Origin of the sequence: Muricauda sp. SCSIO 64092 (assembly GCF_023016285.1) — a bacterium.
Taxonomy (GTDB): Bacteria; Bacteroidota; Bacteroidia; order Flavobacteriales; family Flavobacteriaceae; genus Croceivirga.
The window spans coordinates 3,904,259-3,920,788 of sequence record NZ_CP095413.1 but is presented as its reverse complement, the minus strand read 5'-3'; the positions used below and the strand labels follow the sequence as shown (position 1 = coordinate 3,920,788).

Genomic DNA, 16,530 nt, shown 5'->3' with positions numbered 1-16,530 from the left:
CCTACACATACCACCGTACTACTTTTTTATGACCGATACCTTATTTGTTTTTAATCCAAAAAGTGGCCTTAGCAATGTAATCCTTCTAATCACATATTCATAAAGAAGCCACGAAAACCCAAAAGTGCCAATAATCATGAGTATCATTTTCAGCACATAATGCAGTGGCAGATCCCTCAGTTGGTATCCAAGAAAAATGGTAATGGTAAAATGAAGTATATAAAAAGGATAAACGGCGACATTTCTATAGGCCAGCACCTTGCTTTTCCTGTTTAAATACCTAGAACTAAAACCAAAAATGGCAAGGATCCAACACCAAACGTTCAAAGGTTTTAAAACTTGGACCCATAAAGGGGTTTGTCCCTTTGCCAGCATGTAAACCACCAAAACGGACGCCAACAATCCCATTATCAGCGAAGGATACCTGATCTTCACAAAGGCTTTCCAGAGCGGGTCACCAAGATTGGCCAAGAAGAAACCGGCAAAAAAACAGATGTAATAATAGTTAAAGGCATACCAATCATCCTTTAGGGCCATGGTTAAGGGAAACCGCTTCTCTAAGGTTATTTCTATAATGATCAATGGAATGGTAAATAGAAATAGCGCGTGCGGCAAGCGCTCAATCATCCGTTTAAAAGTTCTAAAAAGAGGAGCCCCGTAGTTTCTTAAAAGCAGAAATAGCGGAAGTGCCATTACTGACATGATCAATAGATAGGCCAAGAACCATAGGTGTCCCCAACTAAAATTACCTTTAGGATAAGTACCGTCAAAGTTTGACGGATAGTAGTCAAAATATGAAACATCAATGGTCCCGTGAGCAAGGCGTTCAAGATATACTTGGGGTGGAACCACAACGAGTGTCCCAACCAATAAGGGTATGAACAAACGGATGAAACGTTGCCTCAGGAATGTTCCCCCTGATTTTGAAGACAGCAAAAAATGCGTGCCAATCCCCGAAATCACAAAAAGTATGGGCAGCCTCCATTGGCGTACAAACAGCATGGGCCATAGTAACCAACTTACCTGCACATTGTTTTTTAAGGGCAAATCCCATGGCACAAGACCTTCCCACTCCACAAAAAACAATCCAACATGCCAAAAAATCAGCACATCGAAGACAATTACACGTATCCAATCCATATCGTATCTTCTCTCGCCCATGTTTATTTCTTTTGGCAATACTAGCCAAAGCATCAAGGCGAGTAGAAAATCCGTGATGAACGGGCCTGTTGTGTGCTGTACGGGACACATTGACATCCCAATGGGAAAGCAATGGGGATAAATGGGAAGGCAGATCAGCCTTGTTTGGCCAGCTTTTCCTTTGGAAACGACCGGGAAGCAGGAACTTTAAAATCCAGACCATCAAGGACAATCATAACGGAACGTGCATTTCCCTGAAAGGACACCACTTTGTTCCGGTTAATGATATAGGATTTATGGCATCTAACGATCGTAGGGATACCGCTCGTTTTTTCAAGAAAACCAATCAAGGTAAGCCGTATCATTTCCTTTTTAACTATAGACCCCTCATGCCAAAATACCGTTGCATAATTACCCCCTTCGGCCTTAACACAGACCAAATCGGAAGCACTAATGGTCAGGATGGTCTCCTTACTTGATTTCAATTCAATCGGTTTATCGACCTGTAAGGCACGTTGTTTTTTTATTCCCTTGCTAAGGGATGCCGCTCGATTCCAATTTCTTTGGAAAAGATGCTTTTCGAGAACATAGAGTATAAAAACGACCGGAATTGCCCCCACCGAAAAGGTGATCACAATCCAGGATACCATTGCAATATTATCCATGGATTCGAGGCCGGCCACATAAGCTTCCTTTCCCAGGTGTTGGCCATAAAAGTAGTTTACAATGGCAATAATGAAAAGAATCCAAAGGATGCTCAGCACATTTTTTCCGGTAGTCCAGTTCGGACTTTTAATGATCGTGGGCAAGAGCATCGGAAACAAAAAGAGATGCATCGCCGTTACCATAAAATCGATAAGACCAAAACCCAACAAAAAGGGAAACATTTCTTTGCTGGATTCAATTCCAAATGGTCTGATTATGATTAAAATGAAAACAACAATTATCCCCGAACCCAGAGCAATACCTAGCTTTTCCTTGGCCGATTCAACAAGTGGGTATGGTTTTCGAAACCAGCCTGTACTATGATTGTTCATTTTTGGATTAAATAATGCTCCGTATCGTTTTGCCTGGGGTACTTGGATAGCATAACACCATAACAATTATAACATTGGAAATGGCCAGGATTTCCAGCTACGCCCTAAACTTAGGAATAATGTGGGGATTAATTATCAACTTAGTCAAATCAGGCCTTTCTTACTCAGTAGAAGGTCAAAAAATTCACCGTACTAGGCCATAAATGAGACCATTTCGGTAGCTACCTTCCCCAATTCCAGATTTCCTTGAATGCTAATTTTATCCGCTAGATCATGAGGGCGAAGGCTTTTTGAAAAGAGCTTCCAGGCCGCATAGGAATCTATTGAAACTTCTACCTCGACCGTAGACCCTGAAATCAACTCGATTTGTTCCCAGTTCTTTCCATTAAATCGCACGGACCAATCTCCATGGACAGCTCCGGTTATGTTCATTTGAACTATACTTCCTTTATCCGCTTTAACCTCCCTAAGCGTATGTGGCAATGCATACATACAAACATCCAGAAAAGGGAGGTAAAACTCATTGGTCATAATACCCTGCACTCCGACCGCATCCCTGATTTGTTGTTGGTGCAAAAACTTTTCCGTGTATTCCCTGGCTATGTGCATCCAGTTTTTGCTTTCACTTTCCCCTGCCCAAGCAACCGGAAATACGGCTTTGTCAAATGGGTCCAACGAGGCATAATAGTCACAAAAGGGCTTTCCAGTGTGTTTAAGCAAATCTATCAGCATTTCAGGACTCACCCTTTTCATGGCGAGGACCCAATCTGCGTTTAATTGATTGAGAAAGTCCAACAGGTCTTGGTAGGAACCAATTTTGGGGCTATCAAACTTATGGTCGTCCCTAAGCCCTGATAATACGCGGATGTTCCCATCCAATAGGTGGGCCACAACATCTTTAACGGTCCAAAGTTTCGCAACGGTCTGTTGGTTCCAATCGCTTTTATCCAAGCTTTCAAGAAGCTCGATCAGTTTAACGTCCAACTCGGGAAGTTTATGTACCAATTCAATCATTGGATCTATAAATTAGGGCAAACGGATTCAAACGGTTTGTTCGGGTTTTTATCCATTGGTTTTTTCAAATTGTTCTTTCGTCAGTCCAAATACGATTAAATCATGGTATTCCGATGCTTTACGTATGTGTTCCTTTAGCTCACCTTCCTTTGTCATCCCGCTCTTTTCCATCACTTTTCCTGAAGCAGGATTTTTTGCCAAATAGGATGATGTAAATTTATTCAGATCAAGATGCTCAAATCCATATTTTATGATGGATTTTGTGGCTTCGGTGGCATAACCTTTCCGCCAAAAGGGTTCTGCAATCCAATAGCCAATTTCCGCCCTATTGAATCTTCGCGCTATGGTCAGTCCAATTCCACCTATAAATTGATTATCGCTTTTACGTTTGATCCCAAATATGATATTTGTTCCATCCTTAAAACCCTGGTTTGCCAAATTGATCCAATAAATTGCATCTTTCTCGCTATAGGGAAAAGGCAGGTTAAGGGTAAAATCCGATATGCTTTTATTTGATGCGTGCTTTACAATAGCCGGAATGTCCGCTGCTTTTAATTTGCCTAAAACCAACCTTTCGGTTTCTATTTTTGGAAATTCGTCCATTTGTGGTCAACGCCCTTAAGCCTGTTGTTTTTATGGGTATTACTATATGATATGGAGTTGTATTCTTCTTGGATTAAGGTAGGCAATTCGTATTGTAAAATGTCACTATTTGATGAACTTTTTTCAATTCTTTTTGCCGTATTTTTTCTTGAAGTTTTGGACAGTTGGAAAAATAGACTATTCTGTTTGTTCATAGTCTTTTTGGGGTTTTCAAATAAGGTCAATGGTCGTGTACCAAATCTGTTGAGCCCGAATTGCCAAACGCAGGTCGCTGCGGATGGGCTAACCCTAAAATTAGCAAATACAAGTCTAATGGAAAATCCCCGCTGACGTTCTTGAGCGGCCCTGTTACCGCAGTTAATTTTATAAGATTTATGGATTACGATCTTGAAGTTGCTTTCTTATTAAAGTACCGCCTTAAAATATAATTCCTTAAAATGCTCAAAATGGTTAAATACAGTGTGATCAATATATTTTTTCCAGAATGATTTTCTATTCCTAAAAGTGGGAATAGAAGGTGCAATGAAATTATTGTGAGCAAAAAGCCCACGGTTACATTCAATAAACTTTCAATGAAGGATTGCTTTTTAGTCTGCATTGCTTAAAAGCTTGACTTTTGAAGAAATTTCGGATTTTTCGATTTGAATGATCCTATAACCGGAGATGGACGTGTCCAACGTTATGGAATCAGAACTCTTCTTAATTTGAAAAGCAACGGCAGGTGTTATGTACTGTATGATGTTTTTATGGACCAAGGTATCTTCCATATGATAATGACCACAATAAATGTGAATCACGTTGGTTGTCCCCGTTAGTATATCGGTAAGCTCATTTCTGTTTTTAAGTTTTCCAATTTCATCAACTTTTACATTGAGCCCAATTATTGGATGGTGCATGAAAATGACAATAGGTTTAGTTGATATGAGCTCTTTTTTTAACCAATCGAGTTGCTGACCATCGATAGTTCCAGAGGAAGAATCCAAAAAAATAAATTTATAATACGCTTTGAGCGTGCTCCTGTAAATTTTTTTTGAGGTATGGTCTGCTCCTACATCATGGTATTTGGATATCGCATCAAATTTGTCGTGATTACCCAAGGTAATACTTAGCGTATTGCTTTTTACTTGCTCAAAGAAATAGGGAATCCCTTCGTTTTCCCCAATATCGCCCGTGCATATAATATAATCTATGTTTTCTCCTTTGATATCCCTTAAAATGGCATCCAATCGTTTTCTTGCCGATACTTGGTCGTTAAAAGGAAATTCCTCGTCCAAATGTAAATCTGTAATATGCGCTATTCTTTCAATCATTTCGATTGGATTTCCCAGCACCAAAAATAGTATGGTGGTGTAATGTGGAATTATAAAATCTTGCTGATTTTACAATGATTTTCTGAATTGACTCGGCGAAAGACCTGTGTGTTTCTTAAATAGGTTTGAAAAGTAAGCCGTATGATCAAAACCGCAGGCCATTGCAATTTCAGAAATGGGGTCTTTTGAAGTTCGAAGTTTATTTTTTGCACGCTCCAAACGGATTTTTGTCAAATAACCATTCGGTGTCTTTCCATTGAATTCAGAGAAAAGTCGGTGTAGATAATATTTACTGATCCCAATATCCCTGCTCATGGCATCCAGCGAAATCTTTTTTTGAAGATTGTCATTCAAATATTCCTTGGTCGCAACAATGCGTTTATACAACTCTCTTTTAGTATCCTGTTTTACTATCCTTAATTTTACAAAATTATCATTGATCGAAACTTGCTCTTGAACGATCAGTTCGGATACCTTAATAAACAAATCCTCCATTTGCTCCTTTAAAAGGATTTTGTTGTTTTCATAGAGATAGGCCATTGTATTCAATAAGTGGCTTACCTGAAAAGTCGATTCTCCCTGAGTTACTTCCAGAAAGTTAAAAGTATGGTTACCACCAGTGTAAAAATGGGATATTTCATTGATCAGTTCCGGGGATAGAAAGAGTGAAAGGCCTTTTGTTCCCTTTTTTACCTCGGTCGTAATATGGCTATCATTATTGAGAAGCAAATATTGATTTTTTGAGACCGTTATATCCTGGTTATTGTAGTTGTACTTTTTTACGCCATCAATAACATATTTAAGGGTATACGTAGATTGGTAGGATACCGAAATAGGATTGGCATGATCGGAATACAATATCTTATTTTCCAACTGACTGGAAAAAGTGGGAATTGAAGTTATTTCTTCAAGCTTTATCATGTCCAATAGGATAATCTACAAGTGGGATTGATGGATTGCAATGGTCTTTTACAACCCTCCATTACGAATTCAATTTCACGTAAGTTCGATATAAGAAAATTACGTCATTTTGAGTGTTTTTGCAACAGCAAAAATGTATCGAAAAACAAGTAATTTTCTTGCAAAATCCTGTTCTATACCATTTTTCTTCATTTCATTACGAAAAACCACTCAATTTGGCGGATTTTGGTTGATAAAAAATGATATTGAACTCACGTTAATTTAGTGTTTTTTTTAGTACCAACGTAAGGGCCGGCATACGCTGAGCGACCTGTATCGGCCTTGTCAAAGCATGGAAATCTCCCTGCAGTTGATCGTTTACCGTGTTGGCAATAGTTTTATTTTTCGAGATTGTTATATTTTTCTATTATATAGAGAATCTCTTTTTGTGTTCCTTTCAGTGTATCAAACTCCTTCAAAATCTTCGCATTATCTTGCACTAATGATTTTATTCTGGTTTGTGATTCCTTTCTGGAGTTGAACCCTCCAAAATCGGTTAATACGATTTCAGAATTATCTTTTGAAGTGAAAAAAATCACCCCATCAATTAGTTGATAGACTTTTATCCTACCATCAATTATCATTTTAACAAACCACTTGTCATAAGCTGTTTTTATGGTGCAATCCCCGTCAACACCTTTGAAGGACCTTATTGTTTTTATTTCGCTGGGGTCCAATAATTTTTTATCTCCTTCTAAAATTTTGATTTTAAATATAACTTTGGAAGGATTCAGAAATTTAGTTGCCCTACTAACTATCCCATATAGCGTATCGCCTCCCTTGGTAACTACATATTCCTTTTCTTGACCAATGGATACGGTCAAAATCAAAAGATGAAAAAGTAAAAAAAACGTTTTCAATTGGAGTTAGTCCCTCAAATTATGAATAACAGTCTCGGTTAAGAATAGCAATTTAGGTAAACCCATAGTTTTGCAAATATACACCAGGCTAAAATTCCACTTATCCCTCAGCTTTCCCAACGATGATCTTAAGAATTAGATAAGAACACAATTACTTACAATTACCTTTGTTGGCAACGGACTTTTATCATTTATACAATTCTGGTGTCACGGAAATCTTTGTGACAAAGGCTCCATTTTTATCATAATATTCATAGTCCATAGTGATATTATTATCCCTGTAAACTTTCAACTCAGGACTATTTTTTATGTTTTCAATCAGGTTTGGTCTGATGTATTTATTCACAGTGTCCAAATTCACTTCAGATTTTTCCAGGTCAAAAAGTGTATAATGATAAATGAAATTGGTTTTTCCCTTGGTTGAGGCACTATCCAATCTAGAGAATTGATCAATTTGCATTGGTGTCTGCTTATTTAATTCCAACGCCGCATTTTTCAGTTCAGATTCCAAATCTTTCTTAAAAAGTTGTTGCACTCCATAGTAAGACAGTGCAAAAGCAATTGTTCCAACAATTGCTCCGATTACTTTTCCCTTTTTTGATTTTTCTTCTTTATTCATTTTTGGTTACGTTATTTTTTCCGTTTGTTGCCAATGGTCGGGGATTTATCGATTTAAAAATAGCCAATTGCTGTTACTTGCCCGCCAATTACCCGTGTAAATTAAACTCCATAGTGCCCTTGCCTTAAATTCAGACAAGTAGAATCCCACTCCTTTTTTGTAGCATCCCAACAACCCTATGACCCTATTACAAATTGTCCATTTTGGAGATTTCGAAAACAACAAACAGACTTTTATCGTCATTTGTTTCCCCAACAATCCTTTCTTTTAAATGATGCTGTTGGCAAAGGCTCGATATCACTTTTACATCGGCAAAATCTGCCCAACCCAAATAGATTTTCCCATTCTTAGTCAAGTATCTTGACACCTTGCCAAAGAAATGTTTTAATGATTTATGGTCTTCATCCCACACTGACTTTTCAACGATATCAAGTGCTTTGTGATCGGTATACGGAGGATTTATGGTTATGATATCAAATTTTAAACCTGAATGAGGTGGAAAAATATTTGCTTCAAATGCTTTTACCTTATCATGTAATCCATGAAGGGCAATATTTTCATTTATATTTTCAATTGCATGACGATTGATATCGGTAGCGTATACAATTTTTGCCTTCCTACTGGCGTGAAGTGCGATAATCCCCGATCCGGAGCATGCGTCCAGGACTACACTATTATCAGGAATATCAATGGAAGCAATCATTAGATGACTATCTACATAGGGAGGAAACACTTTGGGTAAGATTACCATTTCCATATCTTGATGGACTATGTAATATTTTTCCTTTGTCCCTTTAATTTTATTGATGTATTCCTGTTGGACTTTTATGATGGATGCGTCTTTCATTTTCCTTGTTTTTACCCCTGCGTTGATATCACCAATACTATGGTTTTCAACGTATTGATCATTCATGATTAACTATTGTGCTCAATTTAAAAGCAGTATAAATGACCGTATAGGCCTATCTTTTTCTCATGGGATGGCGGGTACCGATGTTAAACAATCGGTCTCCCAAATTTTTTGTGTAGCCGGTTGGTCCATATTTCCACCCGAAACAATGACCAGGACACGTTTCTTTGTTTTTTGGTGCCGTAACCATTCCACCACCGCCTGCATGGGCATGGCACAGGTGGGTTCCAAACGGCACTTGAGCAGATGGGTCAACCATTGTGTCCAGTACACGATGTCATCCTCTTCCACTTCATAGAAGCCGTCCAACTGTTTGAGGTATTTAAAAGTGAGGTCACCCACGGCCATGGTCATGGCCCCGTCCGCCAAGGTATCGGGAATGGCCTTTAGCCTTTGGATACTTCCCATACGTAGGGACTCTGCGGCATCATTGGCATTTAGGGGCTCAACTCCAAACATTTGGGCCTTTGGGGAAAGTGCCCGGGTAGCTATCAAGGTTCCCGAGGTCAATCCACCACCGCCACAGGGGGTAAAAACCGCATCAATGGCATCCAATTCGGTCAAGGCCTCCAATGCGGCCGTACCCTGCCCGCAGATAACCTGCCCATGGTTAAATGGTGGTATCCAATAGGTGCCTTCCTCTTTGGCCGCTTCCTTTACCAACTGGTCCGTAAGGTCCCTCGTTTTACTTAAAACCACTTTGGCGCCGTACGATTGCGTGGCTTGAATTTTGACCTGGGACGAATACTCCGGCATAAAAATAGTTGCAGGGATTCCAAATTGTTGGGCAGCATAGGCCACCGCCTGTGCATGGTTTCCAGAGCTATTGGCCACAATACGCCTCGGTTTTTGACCGGTTTCCATAAGCCAAGCCACGGTATTCAAACCTCCCCTGGCCTTAAAGGCCCCAATCTTTTGGAAGTTTTCACATTTAAAAAAAATGTCGTGGCCCAACCAAGTGTTCAACAGGGACGAAGAAAGGATTGGGGTTTTGTTGATGTACGGGTCGATTCGCTTTTTGGCCGCTTGAATATCCTTTAACAGTAATTCCATAAATCAAAAATATGGATTCCCAATTTTGTGGTAACCGCACGGCTTCCCCTATTTCACAAAAAGCAGTTCCCTATACTTGGTGAGGGGCCAAAGATCATCCGAAATCAACCGTTCCAACGCATCCACATGTTCCCTAACCTTATCAAAATAAGGTTTTACCGTGTCACAATAGGTCTTGGCCTTCTTGGCAATACTTCCCATATTATCGGTCCTCTTCTTGGCATCCATCATGGCATCCGTCAATTTCTTGGCATCGGTGAGATGTTCCCCTATTTGTTCCAGGATGTTTAATTGTGGTTGAGTTATGTTCTTGTGTGCCGCTCCATAAACTTCTTTAAGACCTGCCACATTTTCCAGTAATAGGTTTTGGTATCGAAGGGCTGCGGGCATCACATGGTTGTAGACCAATTCATTTAAAATCCTGCCCTCGATCTGTAGATGAAAGACATAGTTTTCAAGCTCCACCTCTTGGTGGGCCTTAAGTTCCACCTCATTCATGACCCCAGTGGCCTGGAAAAGTTCCAAACTTTGCTTGGAAGTCAATATTTGCAGTGCTTCCGGGGTATTCTTATTGTTGCTCAATTTTCGTTTTCGGGCCTCTTCCTGCCAATCAAAACTGTATCCGTCCCCATCAAACCGAATACGTTTGGAAGTTTTGATGTATTCGCGGAGCACATTAAAGACAGCCTCATCCTTTTTAAGGTTTTTCTTATCGATCAACGCATCCACCTCTTTTTTAAAATCCGTTAGCTGTTTGGCAACAATGGTATTGAGAACGGTCATGGGTTTGGCACAATTCATCTTTGCACCTACCCCGCGCATCTCAAACTTATTGCCCGTAAAGGCAAAAGGGGAAGTTCGATTCCGATCTGTATTGTCCAGGAGGATCTCCGGAATCTTCCCAACCACATTCAGTTTAAGTTCGGTTTTTTCCTGAGGCGAAAGTTTACCCTGGGAAACCCCTTCCAATTCATCCAAAACACCGGCCAATTGCTTTCCAATGAAAATAGAAATAATGGATGGTGGTGCCTCATTGGCACCCAGACGATGGTCATTACTTGCCGAAGCAATTGAGGAACGCAAAAGTTCCTCGTAATTATCCACCGCTTTTATGGTATTTACAAAAAACGTTAGAAACTGTAGGTTTTTCATGGGCGTACTTCCCGGGCTCAAAAGATTGACCCCGGTATCCGTTGCCAGGGACCAGTTGTTGTGCTTTCCAGAGCCATTGATCCCTGCAAAGGGTTTTTCATGGAACAATACCTTAAATCCATGTCGATTTGCAATGTTTTCCATAACGTCCATCAACAACAAATTATGGTCCACGGAAAGATTGGCTTCTTCAAAGACCGGAGCAAGCTCAAATTGATTTGGAGCTACTTCATTATGTCTGGTCTTTACTGGAATACCCAAAACCATACATTGTTTTTCCAAATCGCTCATAAAGCTCAATGCACGACTGGGAATGACCCCAAAATAGTGATCGTCCAACTGTTGGCCTTTTGCGGCATGGTTTCCAACCAGGGTACGTCCGGTCATCAAAATATCCGGTCGGGACTGTGCCAGAGCCTTATCGACCAAGAAGTATTCCTGCTCCCAACCCAAAGTGGCATACACCTTTTTGACGTTTTTATCAAAATATTGGGCCACCGAGGTGGCTGCCTCATCCACGGCATGTAGGGCCCGCAGCAAGGGGGCTTTGTTATCCAATGCCTCTCCCGTATAGGCTACAAAAACAGTAGGGATGCAGAGCGTGGTCTTGTAGATAAAAGCGGGCGAGGTAGGATCCCATGCCGTATATCCCCTGGCCTCAAAGGTGTTTCGGATTCCTCCACTTGGAAAACTGGAGGCATCCGGCTCTTGTTGTACCAGTTGGTTCCCGCCGAATTTTTCCAAAGCACTGCCATCCGATTTCAAATCAAAAAAGGCATCGTGCTTCTCAGCCGTAGCCCCGGTCAATGGCTGAAACCAATGGGTATAGTGGGTTGCTCCCAGGGACAACGCCCAGGCCTTCATCCCCTCAGCGACCTGATTTGCAATTTTTCGATCTATTTTACTTCCGGAAAATATTGCGGATTGCACTTTACCATAGGCCTCCTCAGTTAAAAACTGCTGCATTTTGCGGTCATTAAAAACATTTTGCGCAAACAATTCCGACCGTTTTTTATCTTCCGAAATTGCCATTATCTGACGTTTATCGCTTTCTGCAAGTGCTTCAAATCTCATCTTCATGCTAAATCCCTTTTTCAATGGAGGTCAAAATTAACAATTTAATAATATGAATGAAAAAAAATGCTTTTTTCTCAAATTACCCTCAAAAAAATGGGGGTAAACTCATTTTTAATAACTTTTGACTATTTAAACCCCTAAATATTCATGATAAGAGCAAAAAAAATTATTTTTGGCGCTTAAGAAATTTTTTTAAGTAACAACCATAGTTATGAGCAAGGCAAAATTAGAGTACATCTGGTTGGACGGGTACACTCCTACGGCCAACATGAGAAGTAAAACTAAAATTGAAAAAGACTTTAGCGGTAAGTTGGAAGACTGCCCTATTTGGTCTTTTGATGGTAGTTCCACCCAGCAGGCAGAAGGAGGTTCATCTGACTGTTTGTTGAAACCTGTTGCCATCTATCCCGATCCTGCAAGGGCAAATGGGTATTTGGTCATGGCAGAAGTATTAAACCCCGATGGAACTCCCCACGTATCCAACTCCCGTGCTACCATAGATGATGAAAATGATGATTTTTGGTTTGGTTTTGAGCAAGAGTATTTTATAATGGATACACATACCCAGCTTCCCTTGGGCTTTCCCGTAGGTGGTTATCCAGGGCCACAAGGGTTGTACTACTGCTCCGTAGGAGGAAAGAACACCCATGGACGTGAAATTGTGGAACGACATGCCGACTATTGTCTTGAAGCCGGTTTGAACTTTGAAGGAATCAATCAGGAAGTGGCCTGCGGACAATGGGAATTTCAAATCTTTGCCAAGGGCGCCAAAAGTGCCGGTGACCAAATCTGGGTTGCCCGTTATATGTTGGACCGCTTGACCGAGGAATATGATTATTATATTGATTACCACCCAAAACCTATTAAAGGGGACTGGAACGGTTCCGGTATGCACGCCAATTTTTCCAATTCCATATTGAGAACGGCGGGCAATAAGGATACCTATGATAAAATTTGTGAGGCCTTCAGACCTGTTACAAAAGAGCATATTGAAGTTTATGGTGAGTTTAATGACCAGCGTTTGACCGGTCTTCATGAAACACAATCCATTGACGAGTTCAGTTATGGGGTTTCCGATCGTGGTGCCTCCATCCGTATTCCAATTGCTACCGTTGAAAGTGGCTGGAAAGGATGGTTGGAAGATAGAAGACCTGCTTCCAATGCAGACCCGTACAAAGTAGCTGCCCGAATCATCAAGACCGTGAAGTCTGCAGATGTTTAGTGAATAAATTAGTTGTTGTATAGTGTAAGAACCGCCCAAATGAAAGTCAATTGGGCGGTTTTTTTATGCTTTCATTGCTGCGAAATGCGGGTTCATTTGTTTGGGTATTCCATAAAACCTCTGGGAAAAAATCGTCCATAATCCATAAACGAATACGTGGGGAAATGGGAGAAGTGCGAATAGGAACTATCCTTTAGCCCTGAGTTTGACCACTGGTCCTAGGCCAAAGTGAAATATACAAATGTGCTATAGGAAGCAAGGAGGATCAAACCATCGCGCCATCCCAATCGTAATCCTTTGGGAAAAAAGACCAGGGGAAGCACCAGAAATGAAATCCCCAACATCCAAAAGATATCATTGGTCAATAATCCGTCGTCCATAACACGTATTGGGGTTATAGTGGATGTAATACCCAATACGGCCAGTAAATTGAAAATATTTGAGCCAATCAGGTTTCCTACGGAAATGGCCTTTTCCTTTTTTAATACGGCAATAATGGACGCGGCCAGTTCGGGGATACTGGTCCCTACCGAAACCACCGTTACCCCAATGACCCTTTCCGTAACCCCCAGGGAGGTCGCTAAATTTTTGGCCCCCTGAATGAGCAGCTCCGAGCCGCCCCAAAGGGCCACGCCACCAAGTCCAAGAAGTAAAACCGTCTTATACAATGGCATGGGGACATCGTCTTCCGGAACTTCATCCACGACGGCCGTTTTTTGGAAACGCAACAAATAGACCAGAAACAAAAAGAGAAAGATGACCATAATAATCCCCTCATACTGTTGTAACTGTCCATCAAAATAAATAAATGCCACAAAGAGCAATGAGGCCACCATCATAACGGGCCAGTCCGTGGTGTAAAAACTTTTTTTCACATCTATACTCCCCAATATCACGGTCACCCCAAGGACCAACCCGAGATTGGCAATGTTGGAACCTACTACATTACCCAAAGCTAAATCCGGTGAACCATCCAACGCCGCCTTTATACTTACAATTAATTCCGGTGCCGAAGTGGCGAAGGAAACCACGGTCATCCCAATAACAATTTTTGGAATGGAAAGTTTTAGCGAAAGGGCCACCGCGGCTTTTAAAAGCCAATTACCACCTACAATCAGGAAGGTCAATCCCCCAATAACAAAAAGCACATCGAGCATGGATAGTGTATTTGCGACAAATATATGGCAAGAAGAAATGGCTTTCATCAAAAAGCTTTCCCATAAAAAACTAAAATTTTCGTTAAATAACTATAAATATAGTTGAATAACTATAAAATTCTTTTTACGTTTACCAGATCAAAATGTGACCCATGCAAAAATTGACCAATAAAGAGGAGGAAATCATGAAAATCCTCTGGAAGCTTGAAAAAGCCTTTGTCAAGGAAATCCTTCAGGAAATAAAGGGGGACAAACCCCACTACAATACCTTATCAACCATTGTCCGAAACCTTCAGGAAAAGGGATATGTTGATCATGAAGCCTTTGGAAATACACATCGATACTACCCCACAATTTCCAAAGAGCATTACAGAAAGGTCTATGTAAATACGTCCATAGTGGATTTTTATGATAATTCGTACAAGAGTTTGGTCTCACACTTTGCCAAGGAAGAAAAAATATCGATTGAAGAACTCAAGGAAATCATTAAGCTCATCGAAAAAAACAACTAATGGTGGAATTTGCTATTTATCTTTTAAAGTCGTCCGGAATCCTACTTTTATTTTGGTGTACCTATTGCTTGTTCCTGCAACGGGAAACTACTTTTAGTGAAAATAGGCTATTCCTAATATTGGGTATTTTGACCGCCGCATTACTTCCATTCCTTAAATTAAAGCGTACGGTATCCCTTCAATTGGTCCCTACCCAGGACAATGGGGAATCCATTACAAATGTACTTCCCTTGGATCCTACCCTCCCCACTTGGGTGTTCCTATTACTCTTTATATATATTCTGGGATGCTTCTTTTTCCTCATACGTTTTCTTATACAATTGAAATCCATGAAAAGACTCTACAAAAATGGGCGTACGTGGCAGGAAGACGATTTGTTGCACGTAGAGACCCGGGAAAAAATAGCGCCCTTTTCTTTTTTTAAAAGTCTTTTTTACAATCCCAATCAATTTCATAAAAACGAACTGGAGGCCATTCTGGCCCATGAAAAAGTACACGCCAGGGATTGGCATAGCGTAGATGTGCTATTGGCAGAACTATTAAAGGTATTGCTATGGTTCAATCCCTTGATTTGGATCTACCAAAAGAAGGTACAACAGAACCTGGAGTTTTTGGCCGACGCGAAAGCCATTCATACGTTCAATAGAAAATCCTATCAATATTTGATGGTCAATCAAGCAACAGGGTATCAATTTTCAATCACAAATTCTTTCTATAATTCATTAATCAAAAAACGAATAGTCATGTTGAACAAAAATCAATCAAAACAAATGAAGGCCTTGAAATCCCTCATTGTATTGCCCTTTTTAGTCGTATTCTTAGTAGGTTTTAACACGGAAACGGTCTATCAGTTTCCAAATGAAAACAGTCCAAATGGGGTTGAACCCTACAAAAAGGTCGAACTCATCATCAATAAGGACACCTCTGACGATGAGCTTAGGGAAATGAAGAAAACCCTGGCCGAAGATGATGTTGACTTTAGTTACACCACCGTTCGCAATGATAACCGGGAAATCATTGATATTTCCCTGCATGTATCCGGTATTGGCAAAAACGGTGCTGCTTTTAATAACTCCCACAATACATCGGATACCAAAAATGGGATTTCCCCATTGTTCATATTGGTCGATGTTGAAAACAATTTGGTTTCCATCGGCTCCAAAGGGGCATACAAATCGCAAACCACAAATGTGTTTACAAATAAAAACAGGGTTTGGGTGAGTACTGGGGATGATAAACCTAAAGAAGTAGTGATCAAAAAAGAGGATGGCGTAAGCAAAGTCTTCATCAATGGTGAGGAGGTTGACGAAAGTGAGCTACAAGAGCACGATATACAGGTTCATGTGGACGAGGACCATGATGAAAGTGTACACATGTATATTTCCGTAGATGCGGACGAAAACGCAAAAAAACCATATAAAATCAGCAAACACAAAGCCAAAAATGGGAAACAGGTAATGGTTGTAAAGGACTCGGACGATGATTCCGATATTGAAGTACTTAGTGGGGACAACGGTTTCTTCTATGTTGATACCGATGGAAAAGAACCGCTGTACGTAATTAATGGAAAGGAATCCTCCAAAAAAGAGGTAAAACAACTGTCACCGGATGAAGTTGAAAGCGTAAATGTCCTTAAGGGGAAAGCGGCCACAAAAAAATATGGTAGAAAAGCTAAGAACGGAGTGGTCGAGTTTACCACCAAGGCGAAAAACTAGCCAAAAAACATTCCATTTCCACTCAGAAAGCCACCCTAAAACGGTTGGCTTTTTTTGTTGATCAAAAAACGAAAACGCAAAAAAACACCATTTTTTAAACGAAATGCCCCTTGGTTTTTGAAAAATCCCTTAAAAACCCCCTACAAAACCTACAGTTTGGAGTGAAAACCTTATTCTGTATTTACATTT

Annotated in this window: 15 protein-coding genes; 3 read left to right on the top strand and 12 right to left on the bottom strand. The window is 40.4% G+C overall.

The window, feature by feature from the left end; genetic code table 11:
* Positions 1–18: 18 nt before the first annotated feature.
* From L0P88_RS16370 to L0P88_RS16320, 11 genes are all read right to left on the bottom strand, one after another.
* Positions 19–1,161 carry an acyltransferase family protein gene (locus tag L0P88_RS16370; RefSeq protein ID WP_247131002.1) on the bottom strand — a complete coding sequence of 381 codons (1,143 nt, stop codon included), beginning with the start codon at positions 1,159–1,161 and terminating at the stop codon, positions 19–21.
* Positions 1,162–1,295: 134 nt separating this feature from the next.
* Positions 1,296–2,177: a LytTR family DNA-binding domain-containing protein gene (locus tag L0P88_RS16365; RefSeq protein WP_247131001.1), complete on the bottom strand. Its 882-nt coding sequence runs from the start codon at positions 2,175–2,177 to the stop codon at positions 1,296–1,298.
* 192 nt (positions 2,178–2,369) lie between these two features.
* The gene (locus tag L0P88_RS16360; protein WP_247131000.1) at positions 2,370–3,191 is read right to left on the bottom strand and encodes a maleylpyruvate isomerase N-terminal domain-containing protein; all 822 of its coding nucleotides are present in this window, start codon (positions 3,189–3,191) and stop codon (positions 2,370–2,372) included.
* A gap of 48 nt (positions 3,192–3,239) precedes the next feature.
* Positions 3,240–3,794 (bottom strand): GNAT family N-acetyltransferase, encoded by a 555-nt coding sequence (locus L0P88_RS16355; protein ID WP_247130999.1) that lies wholly within the window; start codon positions 3,792–3,794, stop codon positions 3,240–3,242.
* Positions 3,795–4,381: 587 nt separating this feature from the next.
* Positions 4,382–5,104, bottom strand: a complete 723-nt coding sequence (locus tag L0P88_RS16350; protein ID WP_247130998.1) for a metallophosphoesterase family protein — start codon at positions 5,102–5,104, stop codon at positions 4,382–4,384.
* Positions 5,105–5,173: 69 nt separating this feature from the next.
* A complete protein-coding gene (locus L0P88_RS16345) occupies positions 5,174–6,025 on the bottom strand; it encodes a helix-turn-helix domain-containing protein (protein ID WP_247130997.1) in 852 nt (283 codons plus the stop codon).
* Between the two features lie 377 nt (positions 6,026–6,402).
* Entirely contained in the window at positions 6,403–6,888 is a 486-nt protein-coding gene (locus L0P88_RS16340; protein WP_247130996.1) for a hypothetical protein, read from the bottom strand.
* A 223-nt stretch (positions 6,889–7,111) separates the two neighbouring features.
* Entirely contained in the window at positions 7,112–7,543 is a 432-nt protein-coding gene (locus tag L0P88_RS16335) for a hypothetical protein (RefSeq protein ID WP_247130995.1), read from the bottom strand.
* A gap of 187 nt (positions 7,544–7,730) precedes the next feature.
* Entirely contained in the window at positions 7,731–8,456 is a 726-nt protein-coding gene (locus L0P88_RS16330) for a methyltransferase (RefSeq protein ID WP_247130994.1), read from the bottom strand.
* 60 nt (positions 8,457–8,516) lie between these two features.
* Positions 8,517–9,506, bottom strand: coding sequence for a serine/threonine dehydratase (locus L0P88_RS16325; RefSeq protein WP_247130993.1), 990 nt, complete (start codon positions 9,504–9,506; stop codon positions 8,517–8,519).
* Between the two features lie 48 nt (positions 9,507–9,554).
* The gene (locus L0P88_RS16320; RefSeq protein ID WP_247134881.1) at positions 9,555–11,732 is read right to left on the bottom strand and encodes a glutamine synthetase III; all 2,178 of its coding nucleotides are present in this window, start codon (positions 11,730–11,732) and stop codon (positions 9,555–9,557) included.
* 214 nt (positions 11,733–11,946) lie between these two features.
* On the opposite strand from L0P88_RS16320, the gene L0P88_RS16315 reads away from it, so the two are divergent.
* Positions 11,947–12,957, top strand: coding sequence for a glutamine synthetase beta-grasp domain-containing protein (locus L0P88_RS16315; RefSeq protein WP_247130992.1), 1,011 nt, complete (start codon positions 11,947–11,949; stop codon positions 12,955–12,957).
* A 218-nt stretch (positions 12,958–13,175) separates the two neighbouring features.
* On the opposite strand, the gene L0P88_RS16310 is transcribed toward L0P88_RS16315, so the two are convergent.
* Complete coding sequence (locus L0P88_RS16310; RefSeq protein WP_247134880.1) at positions 13,176–14,114, bottom strand: calcium/sodium antiporter; 939 nt, start codon at positions 14,112–14,114, stop codon at positions 13,176–13,178.
* 152 nt (positions 14,115–14,266) lie between these two features.
* Here L0P88_RS16310 and L0P88_RS16305 point away from each other — a divergent pair, with 152 nt between their 5' ends.
* A complete protein-coding gene (locus L0P88_RS16305) occupies positions 14,267–14,626 on the top strand; it encodes a BlaI/MecI/CopY family transcriptional regulator (protein ID WP_247130991.1) in 360 nt (119 codons plus the stop codon).
* A complete protein-coding gene (locus L0P88_RS16300; RefSeq protein WP_247130990.1) occupies positions 14,626–16,341 on the top strand; it encodes a M56 family metallopeptidase in 1,716 nt (571 codons plus the stop codon). Before L0P88_RS16305 ends, L0P88_RS16300 begins: the two co-directional genes overlap by 1 nt.
* Positions 16,342–16,530 lie beyond the last annotated feature (189 nt).

Coding starts and splice junctions, on each gene's coding strand:
- L0P88_RS16370 (WP_247131002.1), bottom strand. CDS start 1,161: ATGGGCGAGAGAAGATACGATATGGATTGGATACGTGTAATTGTCTTC.
- L0P88_RS16365 (WP_247131001.1), bottom strand. CDS start 2,177: ATGAACAATCATAGTACAGGCTGGTTTCGAAAACCATACCCACTTGTT.
- L0P88_RS16360 (WP_247131000.1), bottom strand. CDS start 3,191: ATGATTGAATTGGTACATAAACTTCCCGAGTTGGACGTTAAACTGATC.
- L0P88_RS16355 (WP_247130999.1), bottom strand. CDS start 3,794: ATGGACGAATTTCCAAAAATAGAAACCGAAAGGTTGGTTTTAGGCAAA.
- L0P88_RS16350 (WP_247130998.1), bottom strand. CDS start 5,104: ATGATTGAAAGAATAGCGCATATTACAGATTTACATTTGGACGAGGAA.
- L0P88_RS16345 (WP_247130997.1), bottom strand. CDS start 6,025: ATGATAAAGCTTGAAGAAATAACTTCAATTCCCACTTTTTCCAGTCAG.
- L0P88_RS16335 (WP_247130995.1), bottom strand. CDS start 7,543: ATGAATAAAGAAGAAAAATCAAAAAAGGGAAAAGTAATCGGAGCAATT.
- L0P88_RS16330 (WP_247130994.1), bottom strand. CDS start 8,456: ATGAATGATCAATACGTTGAAAACCATAGTATTGGTGATATCAACGCA.
- L0P88_RS16325 (WP_247130993.1), bottom strand. CDS start 9,506: ATGGAATTACTGTTAAAGGATATTCAAGCGGCCAAAAAGCGAATCGAC.
- L0P88_RS16320 (WP_247134881.1), bottom strand. CDS start 11,732: ATGAGATTTGAAGCACTTGCAGAAAGCGATAAACGTCAGATAATGGCA.
- L0P88_RS16315 (WP_247130992.1), top strand. CDS start 11,947: ATGAGCAAGGCAAAATTAGAGTACATCTGGTTGGACGGGTACACTCCT.
- L0P88_RS16310 (WP_247134880.1), bottom strand. CDS start 14,114: ATGCTCGATGTGCTTTTTGTTATTGGGGGATTGACCTTCCTGATTGTA.
- L0P88_RS16305 (WP_247130991.1), top strand. CDS start 14,267: ATGCAAAAATTGACCAATAAAGAGGAGGAAATCATGAAAATCCTCTGG.
- L0P88_RS16300 (WP_247130990.1), top strand. CDS start 14,626: ATGGTGGAATTTGCTATTTATCTTTTAAAGTCGTCCGGAATCCTACTT.